Genomic DNA, 15,633 nt, shown 5'->3' on the forward strand with positions numbered 1-15,633 from the left:
GTCGATCAATGATTAGTGACGGCCTGTGGAGCATCGAACCGATTAAGGTAAAGGCCGTCACCAAAACCCTGGGCGAGTTCCTCGAACTTGACCCGGGTGCTGCTGGCGAACGGTTGGCGGATGCTCATCACGTCGGCCACGTCGATTTTTTCGTAGGCCGTCAGCAACTGCTGGGCCACGTCGTACATCTGTTGATTCTTGACTGAACATTGCTGCACTTGTGTGTCACGTTCCGTGAGTTGCGCCTGCAAACGTGCGCGCTCGGTTTCTTTGCCCCGGGCGATTACCAGCAAGTCTTCATAGGCTTTCTTGAACTTGCCCACCTGCTCATTGCTCGCGGCCACCTGGGCCTGGGCCTGGCTGTGCAGGCTCTGTTGCTGGCCCACCAGTTGCTCGGCCACGCCACGGGTCTTTTCCAGTTCGGCGGTCAGTTGCTTGACCTGCGCCTGGGCCTGCTTGGCCTGGGTTTCGGCGGCGATGCGTGCGGCACTGGCCTGGGCCTGCTCGCTTTGCAGCGCCTGCAACTGCTGGGTGGTGCTGCGCAGCTGAGTGCGCAGGCGCTCCTCCATGCCTTCAGCCGAAGCGCCGGTGGTGACGAGCAGTAGAAGCAGGCCGCAAATTCGCGTGTTCATGAGCTTTCTCCGGCGCATCAGAAGCGCGTGTTGAGTTCCAGTTGCATGACATCCACTTCAAACGGCGCGCCATACACTTCGGAGGCGCTGAGCCAACGGGCACTGGCGTAGATGTTCTTGTCGAGGCCGTAGTTGGCACCGATGAAATAGCCCTTGGCGTTGGTGCCGCCGAGGTGGAACGAGGAGTCGTTGAAGCCGTCCGGCAAGGCATCCGGCTGGATGTATTTGTAGCCGGCCAGCACGTTCCAATCGCCCTTCTTGCGCATCTCCAGCGCACTGCCGAGGGTGAACTGCACCAGCAGCGCATTGCCGCCACTTTCAAACTGGCCGTCGCGGTTGAGGTTGTTGACGATCTGGCCTTCGCTGCGCTTGAGCATCTCGCCCTTGTCGTAGGCCAGGTTGTGGATGAAGTTGGTCTGGCTGCGCAGCTTGAGGTCTTCCGGCAGCTCGCTGTCCCACGCCAGGTTGAGGTCCAGCACGTTGAACTTGGAGGCCAGGCCGACGAATTGCGGTTGCGGGGTCAGGCCAGGCGTTGCCGGGTTGGGGGTGATGTCTCGCAGCAGGAACACGCTGTTGCCCTTCTGCATGAAGGCCAGGCGCGTGCCATCGGTATCGCACGCCGGCTGGCCGGCCCACGGCGAGCAAGGGCTGGAGCGTTCGCCCTGGATATCGCCGAAGTGGTAGTAGGCCATCGAGCCCTTCAGGCTGTTGCTGCGGTTGATCTTCCAGTCGGCGCCGATCTGCCCGCCGAACAGCCATTTGTTTTCGCTCTCGTCCTTGTCGAAGCCGTTGGTGGTGGCGGTGTCGGGACTGTATTCCACCGGGAACGCGCCGAGGGTGCCGAACAGGCCCCAGTCGCTGTTGAGCTTGTGGTTGAAGATCGCCGCCACACCGTCGAAGTTGAGGTCGCCGGAATACATCATGTCGGTGGAATAGAACGGGTTGGCAAAACGTCCGGCGGTCAGGGTCATGTAGTCGGTGGTCTTCCAGGTGAGGTAGCCCTGGTCGAGCCAGATGTCTTTCTTGCCGAAGCCGCCGCCCAGGGTCTGGGTGGTGGACACCGGGTTGTTGTCGTTGCCGGTGCCGAGGCGGATGCCGGCGGTCCATTCCGGCGAGATAACGGCTTTCATGCCCAGGCGGGCGCGCAGGCGGAACAGGTTCTCGCGGTCTTCGCGGGTGTTGAGCAGCGGCGGCAATTTGGTGTTGGTGTTCTTGTTCACGTCGTAGGGGCCGCTGTCGTTGAGCTTGGCGTAATCGACGATTTCATTGCTGTTGTTGCCCGAGAAATAGCGCGACTCATCCCGCAGGCGAATATCGCCGTCGAAGCTGATGCGCGAGACCCACTCCGGGAACGTGTTGGGCTGGGCCCAGTTTTCCTGCTTGGCGGTGGCCATGACCTCGGCCTTGACCTGGTCGCGAATCTGGTCGCGCACCGCTGCCGGCACGTACTGCACCCGCACATCGCCGGGGGCCGCAGTTGGACCTGCCGCTACTGCCGTGGCGGTGCTGGCCTGACGTGCCTGCTGAGCCTCTTTTTCAGCCTGGGCGATCAGCCCGTCGGCCTGTTCCTGCTTGAGCACACCTTGCTGCACCAGCAGGCGGATCAGGTTGATCGTGGCGTTTTCCGAAGGCGCGGCGGCGGCCGTCGCCTGGCCGACCAGGGTCGCGATGACCATGCCGACCGCCAGGGTCAATCGATTCACGTGGGAAATCATCTGCACACAACTCCTGTAGAAAACTGCAAAAAAGGGTTCGATCAATCCGGGCGCCGGCCCTTGAGGGACAGGCGTACCGGCAGGGTCATTGAGGTGGGTGTGCGTTCCTTCAGCCGCGGTGTGGCACGCAATGCGGCCAGCACCTGGGCGTCGGTGTCGGCGTCGCCGCTGGACTTGGCGAGCTCCACGCGCGTCACCTCGCCGTCTGCGCTCAGCCACAGGTCGGCCTGCACCGTGTAGGCCTTCTTGCGCAGCTCCGGGTCTTCCCGCAGCAGGCGCTGGAACACCCCGGCCAGGTACTGCTTGAACGTCCCGGTACCGAGCCCGCCACCACCGGAACCGGCCATGCCGCCGCCCTTGCCGGCACCGATGTTGAAACCGTCGGTACCGGACTGAGCGTCGCCGTCGATCTGCATCGGGTTGGCCAGGTCGTCCGCCGGTGAAGGCGGTGCTTCCTCCTCGGGCTTGACCTCGTCGGGGGTCGGCGTAGGCTCCGGCTCGGGGACTTTCTCCTGCACCTCGGGCTCCGGTTCCTTGGGTTTTTCCGGCGGCGGTGGTGGCGGTGGCGGCAACGGAATAATCGTCGGCACCTTGGGCGCTTCACGGCGCACGCCACTCATGTCATTGGCCCACTGCCAGAGAAACCAGGCAGCCACGGCGCCCAGCAGCAGGCCAATGCCCCACTTCAGCGGGCGCAATGGCGGCTTGTTCTTGAGGGGCGTCGGCGCGATCGGCATCTGTGCGGTCATGACTCAGCCCTGGCTCGGTTTGCCGGTGACCAGCCCGACCTGGGACAGCTCCAGGCGACGCAGCAGGTCGAGTACTTCGATGACCTTCTGGTACTGCACCATGGCGTCGCCGCGCACGATCACCGGGAAGTCCGGGTTCAGCGCTTTCTCGATGCGCAGGCGCTCTTCCAGCTCAGGCAAGGTCACCGGGTAAGCGTCGAGAAACACCTGGCCGCCATCGTTCACCGAGATGGCCTTGGTCTTGGCCTCGGACAGCGATACCGAAGCACTGGCCTTGGGCAGGTGGATCTGGATCCCCGAGACCTGGGCGGTGGCGGTGAGGATAAACATCACCAACACCACCATCAGCACGTCCACCAGGGGCGTGATGTTGATGCTGTCGACGGGTGCGTCATCGTCATCGTCGTGGGAGGCATTCACGGAAGCCATGCTGATTCTCCTCAGGCCGGGACGTGGGCGTGGTGGTCGCGACGGTGCGCCGCTTCACTGTGCTGGCTCTCGCCGTGCATCTCCGCCAGGCGGGTGATGAACTCGTCGACGAACACGCGCATGTCGGCGCTGACTTCCTTGTTGCGGGTAATCAGGCGGTTGTAGCCAAACAGCGCGGGGATCGCGACAAACAGGCCCATGGCCGTGGCCAGCAAGGCCGCCGCCATGCCCGGGGCGATGGCGTTGATGTTCACGTCGCCGGCCATCGCCGTGCCGAGGAACACCACCATGATCCCCAGCACGGTGCCGAGCAGGCCGATATACGGGCCACCGGCAATCGCGTTGGAGAGGGTCGACAGCTTGGCGCCGAGTTGCTGGTTTTCCCGGGTACGCACGCCGTCCATGGAGCAGCGGATGGCTTCGATGGTGGCTGCCGAGACCGACGAGGTGTCGGCGCCCTGGGCGCGGCGAGTGCGGATTTCCTTGACCGCGACCCGGTACAATCGCCACAGCGAGGAATGGGTCAGGCGCTCGGCCAGCAACGCGTCGTCGTAGTACATCTCCAGGCGCGTACCGATCTGTGCGAATTGCTCGCGGAAGATATCGTTGGCAGCACTCACGCGACTGACCTGGCGGTTCTTGCGGAGCATGATGAACCACGACTGGAACATCATCCCCACCAGCACCAGGATGATCACCCAGGCATCCACCGGCACCGCCTTGAGCAGGAACCCCAGGCTGCCGAAGCCGAAGCCCGACTGTTCTTCATCCACGCCATAGGCCACCAGTTTCGACTCGGCGCCCTGGGCCGTGGCATCGGCCAGCAGCAGGGCTGCCGGGCGCGCGACCTTGGACAAGCGCAGTTCGTCCATGGCCCCGGTAAACGGCAGGTGCCCGCCGGCGGCTTCCGGCAAATCGGCACCGATGGCCAGTGGCGAATTGAACGCCGGCATCGCCACTGCGAGGGTCGCGGTCTCACGGCCGTTGACGTACAGCGAGACCTTGTCGCCCTCGGCGGTGAACGCCAGGTGCTGCCATTGGCCGGGGTTCAGCGGCTGGGTCGAGACGGCGCGCTGGCCGTCGATTTCAATAAACGGCATGCCCTGGTTCAAGCCCAGCAACAGGCTGTGGGCGCCCTCGCGACGGGCCACCACCACTTGCTCGCCGCTGGCCTGGTCGACCCGCAACCAGGCGCTGAAAGTGAAGGCGCCGCCCGCTGCGTGTTGCAGCGACGGGCTGGCTGGCAGCAGCAACGGCTGGCCACTGAACTGCAAGGCCCGGCCGATCACGCCGTCGATGCTCGCACCGGTGGCGTTCACGGCAGTGTTGCCGTAGGCCGTGGTGTCCCGGGGCGGCGTGCCGTTGGCGCCGTCGAAGTGGTAGAGCGCGGTGTAGTTCGGGTCGAAGGTCAACTGGCCGTTGGCGGTGGCCGGCGCCTTCTGGTTGCCGTAGTACATCCACAGGTCCTGGCGCTGGCCGCCTTCGACCTTGGGCACATCGACCCAGATCAGCGCCATGCCCATCAGCGGGTCGAAGCTTTCGATCTGGTGGTTGAACACGGTCTTGTCATCGGCGCTGACAAAGCGCAGGTCGGCGCCGTCGTCCTTGACCCCGTCAAAGGTGAAGTTGCCGGTGTGCAGGCGCACCAGCAACGCAGTGCGGCCCAGGGCCTGGCTGATGGCTGCGCCCTGGGAGGTGGTGTCCACCGTGATCTGTTTACGGTAGTGCCAATCGTCCTGCCACCAGGCATGGGCGGTGGCCGGGAGCGCGAAGCCCAGGCAGATCAACAGGCTCAGAAATAGGCGTTGCATGTCAGGAGTCTCCGAAAAAAGGGGTCAGAAAGTCGCCTGCACACTGAAGTGCAGTCGCGAGTCCTGTTTCTGGGTATTTGGGCCTTCAAGCAGCGGGTAGCCCCAATCCAGGCTGCCGGACAACCACTTGCTCAAACTGGCGCGGGTGCCGAGGCCGACACTGGCCAGGCTGTATTCGTCTTCCTGCTCGGGCAGCGGGTCATGCAGGCGCAGGCGTGCGCCTTCGGCAAACGCATAGAAGCGCCACTCCTGCACGTAGCTGCCGAGGAACTTGGCCAGGGACGGCGTGCGCAGCTCCTGGGACAACAGGTAGCCTTCGTCGCCGGTGCGCTCGGCGGCGAGATACCCGCGTACCGACGTAGCGCCGCCAGCGGAATATTGCTCGTTGGACACCAGCGGCCCCGAGGCCAGCTGGAAGCCGGCCTTGGACGCCGACTGCCAGTCGTTGCCGAAGGTGTAGGTGTAATTCAGGTCACCCTTGAGCACCGCAAAACTCGGGCTGGCCTTGTCACGCTTGTACTGGAACTCCTCGGCGTCGCTGCCGTAGCCGAAGAACGCGCGGGTACCCACCACCAGGCTCAAGCCCAGCCCCAATTGCGACTGCTCGGTGTAGCGGTAGCCGTTGTAGCCGAAGGTCAGCGGTGCGTACTTCAGCGGGATATCGTCCGTGCTGCCGCCAAACTTCATCTGCTCCTTGAAGTCCTTGAAGTCGACCCCGGCAGAGAACGAATTGGCCCAATTGCCACTGGCCGGCAGGCTGTAGATCGCCGACACGCCATAGGAATGGCCCTTGCCCAACACGTTGCTGCCGCCGATGGTGGCGATGTTGCTGTCGGACTGATAACCGGAGAACTGCAGGCTCCAGCGATCAGTCAGCGGCGCGGTGTAGGAGCCCGACCAGACCTTGGCGTTGTCGCTGTCCTGGGGCGCGGTGAAGTAGGTCAGGGAAATGCTGTGGCCCAGTTGCCAGAGGTTGTCGTAACCCAGGGTCGCGACGCTGCGCAGCTCCTTGGTGTCGGCGCTGTAGTCGTTGTTCAGGCCGAGGCTGGCGTGCCAGGGGTTCTGGTCTTCCACCTGCAGGTCGACGTCCATGGTGCCGGGGCGCTGGCCCTCGCGGACCAGCGGCGTGACCTGCCGCCCGGCGCTGCGATTGAGGCCGGCGAGTTGGGTTTGCACGCTGGTGAAATCCGGAACCGCGCCCTCCTTCAAGCCGGGTACTTCGTCGCGGATTTCCACCGGCGAATAGTGCTTGGCGCCGACCACGCGGACGCGCCCGACCTTGGTTTCGCTGACCTGCAGGTAAACGATTCCGTCATCGACCTTCTGCTCCGGCAGTTCGACGAACACCGACTGATAGCCGCGTGCCTGATAGATTTTCTGCAAGGCATCCCGGGCGCCTTCGATGTCGGCGAGGGTCTTTTGCGGGCCGAGAAACGGGTACACCGCCTCTTCGATCGCACGAGCGTCGAGCACGGTGTTGCCGCGCACGAAGTACTCGTTGACGTCCACCAGCCGTGCCGGAGGCTCGGGCTGGGTGCCCTGCTCTTCGGCCTGTAGCGGTTGCGCCAGTGCACCCAGCGTCAGCCAGCACAGCGCCAGCGTTGATTTGAACAGATGCTCCACACCGCCCCCTGGTTTACTCGAGATGATTGCCGTCGCCGTTTGCCCGGCGTTTGGCCAGTTCAATTGCTGGATATCGAGGTGTTGCCGTGCCGTGCGAGCCAGGTGTGCAGCAGGGCGAAGTTCAGGGAGAACTCCGGCATGTGCAGCAAGGCGCCACAGAACACTTCACCAATGATTTTCTGGATCAACTGCACCGCCTGCGGGTTGTTCAGGAACGTGGCGATGTCGCGTTGCAGGAGGTTGATGCCCCAGACTTTCTGGTTCAGGTCGAGGCCGACGAACCAGCGGAACAGCAGGTTGTAGTTGAGTTGTTCGTGCAGTTGCTGTTCGTTGGGGACTGAGTACAGGAGTTGCAGCAGCAGGATCTGCAAGACGGTCTGGGGGTCGATCTGGGTGCCGGGTTGGGCCTGGAGCAGGTCGCGATGGAGGTCGAGGATGTCGTCGATCTGCGGGCGCAGCAAGACCAGTGAATGGCCTGCGGGGATGTAGCTGGAGACTTCCTTGAGCGCGCCTTGCCAGTCGTCCTGGGAGACGATCCATACCCACGGTGCGCCATAGCGGTAGACCGAGACCGGTTTTTTGCGTGCGGCTTCGACGATCTTTGACAGGCGCTGGTCGAGCTCCTGCATGCCGACTTTCGAGTAACGTTCCATAGTTCCCATTCGCCCCACTCCTGGCATCCTGCTTGCGGCTCTGACGTCGCCTTTTTTGGCGGTGTTGAGCGCGTTACATAGCCAAGACGGGGGTCGCTGGGGACTACCGAACTTTTGTCATAAAAGCTTCTTTTTTGGGGCGGGGTGAGGTGGGCATATCCGTTGCTGCGGTCAGGGCTGATATTGGTTCCGCTCTTACAGCGGCTCACTTTTGGAGTGTTGTGAAGCAAAATCAAAAGTTAAAGCGGGCACGGTTCAAATGTGGGAGCTGGCTTGCCTGCGATGGCATCGCCTCGGTGTATCTGAAAAACCGAGTTGTCTGCATCGCAGGCAAGCCAGCTCCCACAGAAAAGCAGAACCACGGAGTGCGGGCATGCCGAGCCTAGGCGAGGCACCGAGTGGTGGAGCAGAGACCTTTTGGTTACTTTTGGCTGGGCCGGCATTCCGGGCGTTTGCCAAAAGTGACCCGCTGTAAGAGCGGAACCATAAGCGGCCGTTACCGAAGAAACGGAGATGTACTCAAACCAAAGACCCCGGCAACGGCAACTCATAAGACTTCTTAACCGTCCGCACCACCAAAGTAGACGAATAAGTACGAATCGGAATATCCCGATAAATCTCTAAAAACCGATAGATATAATCAGTGTACTCAGTGGCATCCCGAAACTTCGCCACCATCACAAAATCAAACTCCCCGGTCAGCAGATAACAGTCCTGAATCTCCGGATGACTCGCCAGGATATGCTGCATCTTGCGGTCGATATCATTGCTGTCCCTATCAAGCTTGATCAGGAAGAACGCCGTAACCTGAATCCCAAGCTTGCGCTCATCCAGCACCGCCACCTTGGCCTTGATGATCCCGACACTCTCCAACCGCCTGATACGCCGGTAACAACTGGTTGAAGACAGCCCGACACTGTCACTCAACAACTCCAGACTCTGACTGCAATCCCTTTGCAATTTCCCCAGAATCTTCAAATCCATGGCATCTGTCATTTTTTCCATATCTTCCTTGAAAAAACTGCAATGAATCCACCGTAAACACCCACCAATTTGCACAAATCCTGCGCGGTGGCGCACTAACATCAATCCAGCTTAGCAGCCCAGCCAAATCAGGCACCGGGGCCGCATGAGAGGGATCTTATGATAGTCGCGAAACCGACATGGGCCACCGATATCCACGGCCTATTCAGCGCCCCCTACTGGATCCCCCAAGAGCAACGCGCCGCCGTCGCCGCCTCCTGGGTGGGCTGCATGAACGCCTACTTCGTATTCCTCGAAGACCCCGCCTCCGTCAAGACCTGGTCCGAAACCATCTACCAGCACCTGGCCTCCCGCAGCATGCCGCTGACCCTCGACCAGCAGCAGTTCTGGCCCATCGACGCGCTGGAAACCTTCAGGCTGTGGGTCAACCAGGGCTGGCGCCTCACTCCCGCCTCACCGTTCGACGAGGCAGAACGCATCCCCCCACCCGACCTGCCTCACCCGGTCAAACGCGTGCGCCAGGACATTCGCGCACTGACACAGGAACAACTGAACCTGTACCGCTCACGCCTCGATGACGTAATGCAGGTGGCCAACGCCGACAGCGGCTCCCCGTGGCAGCGCTACGCCTATATCCACACCAACTGGTGCCTGCATTACCAGGAAGCGTTTGCCCTGTGGCACCGGGCCTATCTGCTGTACCTGGAAGCGCTGATCGACTGCCCCATCCCCTACTGGGACTGGATGGCCGAAGACGCCAGTGTCGACGGCAGCCCCCAGGCCGGCTTGCCCCAGGCGTTTCTCGATGAAACCTACGTGCACCCGCACACCGGCGAGGTTCGCCCTAATCCGTTGCGCTACGCCGCTGCCAAGGACGGCTGTTCGAAGGTCTGTGAAAAGGCCAGCATCCCGGGTGTGGACTGCCGCTTCGTGCAACGCAATCCGCTGTTCTATACCCGGGGCGAAACGCAGCGCGTCGAACGCACCCAGTTGTACGGCATGAGCCGGATTTTCCAGCAACAGGTGGTCGATGCCCTGAAGTTCAACACCTTCAGCCAGCCCCAGGGCGTGCCAGGTTATCCCTGGGCGAACATCCCGGTGTTTGATCCCCCCCAGGAAGATGACCTGTACCCCAACCGCGCGCTGAATTTCGACGGGCTCTACGAGCAGCCCCACGACAACTATCACGGCTGGATCGGCGGCGACATGGCCGACAACGCCTACACCGCGTTCGACCCGGTGTTCAGCTCCTACCACGCCAATATCGACCGGATGCTGGAGGTCTGGATCCGCGCCCACCCGGCAGCGCAGTACACCACCCAGTGCCTGCTCCAGCCGTTTGCCGGCAGCGAGGCCGACGATGTCACCTTCACCAGTGCCGACGCCTGGCGCTACACCACCCTGGGGGACATGGCCCAGGACAGTCGGCATATCGGCTATGACTACGGTGTGCCCGTCGCCCCGCCCTTTGGCACCCGCCGCCCGGCCGCAAAAGCCTGCTGCCAGCAAAGTTCGACGCCGATGCAAGCGCAGGAACAAACCGCAAGCCTGGGCCCGTGGGTGGTGTTCGACCATGTGCGCTGCACCCACGACACCTACCTGATCGACGTATTCCTCAACCAGCCCGACGCCACGCCGCAGCAGGTGAGCGCCGACAATCCGCACTATGTCGGGCGCTTCAGTCGCATCGGCATGGGCCTGGTGGATGACAAGGGCCGCTGCATCACCCATGGCGTGTCACGCGCGCTGAATGCCGCGCGCACTGCTGCCGCATTGAACCTTCGCCCCACTGACACCACGCAGTTATCCGTGGTGGTGACCCATCTCGATAGTGCCCGGGTGTTGACGCCGCAAGAGTACGCGCCGCTGCCTGGCTTTATCGCCCAACTGGTGTGGGACGACCCGCGCCAAACCGTCGCCGGCCCTGCTCCCAGTGCCGGTTGCTGCTCCGTTTCCACCACAACAACACCTGGAGAATCGACATGAGCACACCCTTCAAACAATTCACCTCTCCCGCCGGGCAAGCTCCCAAGGACTACAACAAGCTGGGCCTGGAAAACCAGTTGCCGCAGTTTGAAACCGACTGGAACAACGACCTCACCGGCTGGACCCAGTCTGCGATCATCGGCAACCCGTGGTCGGGCCTCAATGACGCGCCGCGCTCGGGCTATTACAACCCACTGGTGGAAGGTTACGGCCCCACCACGCCGCCGGCGATTACCTGGGCGCCCTTCCCCAATCGGCTGTGGACGTTTTTCTACAACAACGGCACGGCGGTGATTCCACAGTTGGGCGGCAAGGCCATGTCCATGCAACAGGTGATGGAGCTGACCGACAACGGCCAGATTACGATCAACAACACCCTGTACATGCTCTACGACCCGAACAAGCAAGGCACCCTGCTGCAACTCCCCGTCACTCGCTGCCCGAGCATCGACTGGCAAGGCAAGTACAAGGATTTCTCGCCCTCTGGCCCCCGTGGCTGGCTTGACGAATATTGCGAGTGGTCCATCGTGCGCGATGCCGACGGCAACATGCGCAAGATCACCTTCACTTGCGAAAACCCGGCGTATTTCCTGGCCATGTGGCGCATCGATCCGACTGCTGTACTGGGGCTGTATCGCGACTACATCGACCCGCAGGTGCAACTCGAAGACCTGTACCTGCGCTACACCGCCGACTGCCCGACCGGTAAGGCCGGCGATCCGGTCATCGACCCCACCACCGGTCAACCGGCCTACGACACCGTCAACAAATGGAACGCCGGCACCGCCTGTGTGCCTGGCCAGTACGGCGGTGCGATGCATCTGACCTCCGGCCCCAACACCCTGAGCGCCGAGGTGTACCTGGCTGCCGCGGCGACCATCCTGCGGCCATTGAGCAGCAGCCAGAATTCCCAGGCGTTGATCTGCTGCGCGCAATACGGGCAGAACTACCGCAACTCCGATCCGCATATCGGTTTCTCGGCCAACAGCGTGGCAGTGAATAACCGGCTGTCGCTGACCAACCCCATCGGCCTGTACCTGCAACAACCCACCGACTTCTCGGCGTGGAAAGGCCCCCAGGGCCAGGACGTCAGCCAGTACTGGAAAATCACCCGTGGCACCGCCAAGTCCGCCGCCAACGGCTCCGACCAGATTCTGCAAGCGGTGTTTGAAGTGCCGGTCAGCGCCGGGTTCTCGATCAACGACATCACCATCAGCGGCCAGCCGATCGACTACGTGTGGGTGATTGCCCAGCAGTTGCTGGTGGGCCTGAGTGTGACAACCACGCCCATCAGCCCGACGCCGGATTCCTGCCCGTGCGTGACGGACCGGGTCAACGGCGTGCAACCCTGGCCGGTACAGCTGCTGCCGCTGGACCTGTTCTACGGGCAGTCACCCACCGACCTGCCAGCCTGGCTGGCACCCGGCACCAGCGGGCAGTTTGCCCTGGTGGTGCAAGGCGCCGACCTCAAGACCACCGCCGAGACGGCGCGGGTGCAATTCTCCAATCCTGGGGTGACGGCGCAGGTCACAAAGTTCCTGCCGGATGCCTCGGCCATCCCCGGGCAAACCAACTCCGGTGGCACCCAGGGCTACCTGCTGACCATCACCGTAAGCCCCACTGCCGCACCGGGGCTGGTGACAGTGCGCGCCCTCAACCCGGGCGAAGCCGATAACCCCAGCGCGGCGGAACACCCATGGGAATCCGGATTGGCGCTGGTGCCTGGCGCCTGACTGATACAGCCCATCAGCCGCACCCACCCAGGGTGCGGCTTTACCTGCTTGCAAGGAGCGCGATGATGTCCAGGTTACGCTTGAGTGTTTTATCGCTGCTGACCAGTGTGGTGCTGAGCCTGTTCGCCATGCAGGCCGCCTACGCATCCCCCACTTCCGACGCCGACGCTTGCGTGCAGCAACAGTTGGTGTTCAACCCGAAAAGCGGCGGCTTCCTGCCGATCAACAACTTCAACGCCACCGGCCAGAGCTTCATGAATTGCTTTGGCTGGCAGTTGTTCATTGCCCTGAACTGGCCGGTGAATCCCGGTTGGCCAGCCACACCTGCCCTCGCGGGTGAGCCGGACATGAACAGTACCCTGGCGCAATTCGGCGTACCGACTGCCTCCGGGCAGCCGATGAGCGTGGCGCCGGTATGGGCCAGCTACAAGGACGCCAACGACATCTTCCTGCCCGGCGCGCCCGCGCCCACCGGCTGGGGCGTGCAAACCCTGGTGCCGTCCAATTGCAGCACCCAGGGCAGCCTCAGGGCGATGTCGGTGGGGGCGCGCAAGTTCATGACCGCCACCTCCGAAAGCGCGATCAACGCGCGGCACGGGTTTCACCTGTCCAGCGGCACCCTGGCCTCGATTCCGGACCCGATCATGGAAGCCTCCGGCGGCTGGCTAACGGACCAGTCGCAGAACCTGGTGTTTTTTGAACGCAAGGTCGGCAAAGCCGAGTTCGACTACATCGTCAGCAAAGGGCTGTACGACGCGGCCAACCAGCTGAAAGTCGCGCAGAACCTCGACAACCAGAACCCCGGCGGGCTGTCCTTGCCCATCGGTGAACCCATGCGCTCGCTGCCGCCCAACCCGGTGCCGCAGGAGCAACTGGGAGCTCTGGAGGTCAAGGCAGCATGGCGAATCCTCACCGGCAAACCCGAGCTCTACGGACGTTACCTGACCACCGTCGCCTGGCTCAAAAACCCGGCCACCTTGCAGTGCACCCAGCAGGTGGTGGGCCTGGTGGGCCTGCATATCATCAACAAGACCCAGGCCTCGCCCAACTTCATCTGGACCACCTTCGAGCAAGTGGACAACGTGCCGGACCCCAACCAGGTGCCGCCACAACAAACGCCGCCCGACAGCTTTGCCTTCAACAACCCGAACTGCGGCACCGGCCCCGAATGCACGCCGAACGTTGCGCGTATCCAGTGCAAGCAGCAGCATCCGGACCGCGACTGCACCGAGCCGTTTCCACGGGACCAACCCGTGCAGACCACCCGGGAACATCCGCTGCCCACTGAACTGCAGGCGCTTAACGGCGCGGTGCAGGCCAATTTTGCCCAGCAGAGCCAGGGCAAGTCGGTGTTCCAGTACTACAAACTGATCAACGTACTCTGGACCCTCACCCCCAACCCGCCCACCCAGCCGGAACCGGGTGTCAGTGCGCAAGTGCCGCTGTCCTACGGGCCGTTTATCAGCCAGGGCAACGTACCGGTGGCCAACACCACCCTGGAGACCTACGTCCAGGGCGACAACTGCAATGCCTGTCATCAGTACGCGACCATCGCCGGCAGCTCGACCCTGGCCTCGGACTTTTCGTTCCTGTTCAACAGTGCCGATTCGGCCAGCAAGAAAAGCCTGGTCAAGCGCGTAAAAGCCTTCCAGACCCTCAAGGACAGTTCACCCTGAACTCGACTGTTCAGACCGCTGCTCAAGGTTTCTCGGTGCTGTAAGGCCTTGAGCATTTGGTCCTTGCGCTAGCTCCTGCTGGTAAAAAGAGGCGCCCCTTATCAAGTAACGCCCGAAATGTCCGACAGCCCCCCGCATCTACCCGGTAAGACCGCTCTCGAGGGATATCGTGTGGCCACCCACCGGCCACTCATGACTTTTGGTAAAGAGTCCTTTTCGGATTCAGCGGTTTTTCCGAAGGAACGAGAGGCCGATACTCGACTCCATTGTTCACATCACTTCAGGAGTCACTCATGTCCATTCCCGCATTCGGCCTCGGCACGTTCCGCCTGCAAGGCCAGGTCGTCATCGACTCCGTCAGCACCGGCCTGGAGCTGGGCTATCGCGTCATCGACACCGCACAAATCTACGAAAACGAAGCCGACGTCGGCCAGGCCATCGCCGACAGCGGCATCCCACGGGACGAGCTGTTCATCACCAGCAAGATCTGGATCGCCAACTTCGCCGAAGGCCAGCTGATTCCCAGCCTCAAGGAAAGCCTGCGCAAACTCCAGACCGACTACCTGGACCTGACCCTGATCCACTGGCCATCGCCGGAAGACCAGGTACCGGTCGCCGAGTTCATGGGCCAGTTGCTGGAAGCCAAGCGCCAGGGCCTGACCCGCCAGATCGGTATTTCCAACTTCACCGTCGACCTGATGAAGCAGGCAATTGCCGCCGTCGGTGCCGAGCACATCGCGACCAACCAGGTGGAACTGCACCCGTACCTGCAAAACCGCACCGTGGCGGAGTTTGCCAAGGCCCATGGCATCCAGATCACTTCCTACATGACCCTGGCCTACGGCGAAGTGCTGAAGGATCCGGTGATCCAGCAGATCGCCGAACGTCATCAGGCAACCCCGGCGCAAGTGACCCTGGCGTGGGCCATGCAACTGGGCTACGCGGTGATCCCGTCGTCGACCAAGCGCGCCAACCTGGCCAGCAACCTCAAGGCTCTGGACCTGACCCTGAGTGACGCTGACATGGCGCAGATCGCCGCCCTGGAGCGTGGCCATCGGCTGACCAGCCCCAAAGGCATCGCGCCGAACTGGGACTAAGCCGCAGGGCTGCCGGACAACTCTCGCAGCCACGGCAACACCCGCAACCCGTCGGTGGCTGACGGCGGGTCGATGATGTCCATGAAGTGTTCAAGGTTGATGCTGTCCGGCGTACCCGGCAGGCGCACCAGCAGGGTTGGTGCGGCGGCCGGCGTGCCCAGTTCGCGGATATCGTAGACCAGCACATGGCGAATCTGCGGGTGCTGTTCCTGGAAGGCCAGCACCCCGCCGTCGCTGTCTGCCAGCCCGGCGTTGATGATCAGCACATCGAACGGCCTGGCCGGAATCGCCGTGAGGATCCGCACTTCTTCGAACGTCTGCACCGGAACGATGCGGTAGTAGCCCAGTTGGTTGAGCATTTTTTCGATGTACAGTCGTTGCAGATGCTGTTCATCGGCGATCAGGAGGGTCAGTGCTTTGTTTGGCATGGCGAACACCTGAGCAAGAAGCGCTCGTGAAGGACTGGACGCACTATTTTCCAGACATATTCCGAAGACTAAATAAGGCTTGTTCCACCTTCACGTAGGAGTTGTCCCAAACAGCTC

At 62.4% G+C, this 15,633-nt stretch carries 13 protein-coding genes; 4 read left to right on the top strand and 9 right to left on the bottom strand.

Features of this window, described 5'->3' with window-relative positions; translation table 11 throughout:
* Positions 1 to 5: 5 nt before the first annotated feature.
* The 8 genes from V6607_RS19485 to V6607_RS19520 form a co-directional block, all read right to left on the bottom strand.
* Positions 6 to 632, bottom strand: a complete 627-nt coding sequence (locus tag V6607_RS19485) for a DNA repair protein (protein ID WP_134326874.1) — start codon at positions 630 to 632, stop codon at positions 6 to 8.
* A 17-nt stretch (positions 633 to 649) separates the two neighbouring features.
* A complete protein-coding gene (locus V6607_RS19490) occupies positions 650 to 2,347 on the bottom strand; it encodes a putative porin (protein WP_134326875.1) in 1,698 nt (565 codons plus the stop codon).
* A 41-nt stretch (positions 2,348 to 2,388) separates the two neighbouring features.
* Positions 2,389 to 3,096: an energy transducer TonB gene (locus V6607_RS19495; protein ID WP_134326876.1), complete on the bottom strand. Its 708-nt coding sequence runs from the start codon at positions 3,094 to 3,096 to the stop codon at positions 2,389 to 2,391.
* A gap of 3 nt (positions 3,097 to 3,099) precedes the next feature.
* Positions 3,100 to 3,525, bottom strand: a complete 426-nt coding sequence (locus tag V6607_RS19500; protein WP_003211540.1) for a biopolymer transporter ExbD — start codon at positions 3,523 to 3,525, stop codon at positions 3,100 to 3,102.
* Between the two features lie 11 nt (positions 3,526 to 3,536).
* Positions 3,537 to 5,336 (bottom strand): MotA/TolQ/ExbB proton channel family protein, encoded by a 1,800-nt coding sequence (locus V6607_RS19505; RefSeq protein ID WP_134326877.1) that lies wholly within the window; start codon positions 5,334 to 5,336, stop codon positions 3,537 to 3,539.
* A gap of 24 nt (positions 5,337 to 5,360) precedes the next feature.
* Positions 5,361 to 6,959: a ShlB/FhaC/HecB family hemolysin secretion/activation protein gene (locus V6607_RS19510; protein ID WP_008430334.1), complete on the bottom strand. Its 1,599-nt coding sequence runs from the start codon at positions 6,957 to 6,959 to the stop codon at positions 5,361 to 5,363.
* Between the two features lie 59 nt (positions 6,960 to 7,018).
* Positions 7,019 to 7,612 carry a transposase gene (locus V6607_RS19515; protein ID WP_134327685.1) on the bottom strand — a complete coding sequence of 198 codons (594 nt, stop codon included), beginning with the start codon at positions 7,610 to 7,612 and terminating at the stop codon, positions 7,019 to 7,021.
* Between the two features lie 519 nt (positions 7,613 to 8,131).
* Entirely contained in the window at positions 8,132 to 8,596 is a 465-nt protein-coding gene (locus V6607_RS19520; protein WP_032899475.1) for an Lrp/AsnC family transcriptional regulator, read from the bottom strand.
* A gap of 159 nt (positions 8,597 to 8,755) precedes the next feature.
* Here V6607_RS19520 and V6607_RS19525 point away from each other — a divergent pair, with 159 nt between their 5' ends.
* From V6607_RS19525 to dkgB, 4 genes are all read left to right on the top strand, one after another.
* Positions 8,756 to 10,582 carry a tyrosinase family protein gene (locus tag V6607_RS19525; RefSeq protein ID WP_102369362.1) on the top strand — a complete coding sequence of 609 codons (1,827 nt, stop codon included), beginning with the start codon at positions 8,756 to 8,758 and terminating at the stop codon, positions 10,580 to 10,582.
* Positions 10,579 to 12,315 carry a hypothetical protein gene (locus tag V6607_RS19530; RefSeq protein WP_102606333.1) on the top strand — a complete coding sequence of 579 codons (1,737 nt, stop codon included), beginning with the start codon at positions 10,579 to 10,581 and terminating at the stop codon, positions 12,313 to 12,315. Before V6607_RS19525 ends, V6607_RS19530 begins: the two co-directional genes overlap by 4 nt.
* 65 nt (positions 12,316 to 12,380) lie before the next feature.
* Positions 12,381 to 13,991 (top strand): hypothetical protein, encoded by a 1,611-nt coding sequence (locus tag V6607_RS19535; RefSeq protein ID WP_134326878.1) that lies wholly within the window; start codon positions 12,381 to 12,383, stop codon positions 13,989 to 13,991.
* Positions 13,992 to 14,284: 293 nt separating this feature from the next.
* The gene (dkgB, locus tag V6607_RS19540) at positions 14,285 to 15,088 is read left to right on the top strand and encodes a 2,5-didehydrogluconate reductase DkgB (RefSeq protein WP_003211554.1); all 804 of its coding nucleotides are present in this window, start codon (positions 14,285 to 14,287) and stop codon (positions 15,086 to 15,088) included.
* Here dkgB and V6607_RS19545 read toward each other — a convergent pair.
* Complete coding sequence (locus V6607_RS19545; RefSeq protein ID WP_003211555.1) at positions 15,085 to 15,516, bottom strand: hypothetical protein; 432 nt, start codon at positions 15,514 to 15,516, stop codon at positions 15,085 to 15,087. The genes dkgB and V6607_RS19545 overlap by 4 nt on opposite strands.
* Between the last annotated feature and the right edge of the window lie 117 nt (positions 15,517 to 15,633).

The sequence above is a fragment of the Pseudomonas sp. KK18 genome (assembly GCF_037094675.1).
GTDB lineage: Bacteria > Pseudomonadota > Gammaproteobacteria > Pseudomonadales > Pseudomonadaceae > Aquipseudomonas.

What these genes read in the sequence shown, in the direction of transcription:
- V6607_RS19485 (WP_134326874.1), bottom strand. Translation starts at nt 632, where the DNA reads ATGAACACGCGAATTTGCGGCCTGCTTCTACTGCTCGTCACCACCGGC.
- V6607_RS19490 (WP_134326875.1), bottom strand. Translation starts at nt 2,347, where the DNA reads ATGATTTCCCACGTGAATCGATTGACCCTGGCGGTCGGCATGGTCATC.
- V6607_RS19495 (WP_134326876.1), bottom strand. Translation starts at nt 3,096, where the DNA reads ATGACCGCACAGATGCCGATCGCGCCGACGCCCCTCAAGAACAAGCCG.
- V6607_RS19500 (WP_003211540.1), bottom strand. Translation starts at nt 3,525, where the DNA reads ATGGCTTCCGTGAATGCCTCCCACGACGATGACGATGACGCACCCGTC.
- V6607_RS19505 (WP_134326877.1), bottom strand. Translation starts at nt 5,336, where the DNA reads ATGCAACGCCTATTTCTGAGCCTGTTGATCTGCCTGGGCTTCGCGCTC.
- V6607_RS19515 (WP_134327685.1), bottom strand. Translation starts at nt 7,612, where the DNA reads ATGGAACGTTACTCGAAAGTCGGCATGCAGGAGCTCGACCAGCGCCTG.
- V6607_RS19520 (WP_032899475.1), bottom strand. Translation starts at nt 8,596, where the DNA reads ATGGATTTGAAGATTCTGGGGAAATTGCAAAGGGATTGCAGTCAGAGT.
- V6607_RS19525 (WP_102369362.1), top strand. Translation starts at nt 8,756, where the DNA reads ATGATAGTCGCGAAACCGACATGGGCCACCGATATCCACGGCCTATTC.
- V6607_RS19530 (WP_102606333.1), top strand. Translation starts at nt 10,579, where the DNA reads ATGAGCACACCCTTCAAACAATTCACCTCTCCCGCCGGGCAAGCTCCC.
- V6607_RS19535 (WP_134326878.1), top strand. Translation starts at nt 12,381, where the DNA reads ATGTCCAGGTTACGCTTGAGTGTTTTATCGCTGCTGACCAGTGTGGTG.
- dkgB (WP_003211554.1), top strand. Translation starts at nt 14,285, where the DNA reads ATGTCCATTCCCGCATTCGGCCTCGGCACGTTCCGCCTGCAAGGCCAG.
- V6607_RS19545 (WP_003211555.1), bottom strand. Translation starts at nt 15,516, where the DNA reads ATGCCAAACAAAGCACTGACCCTCCTGATCGCCGATGAACAGCATCTG.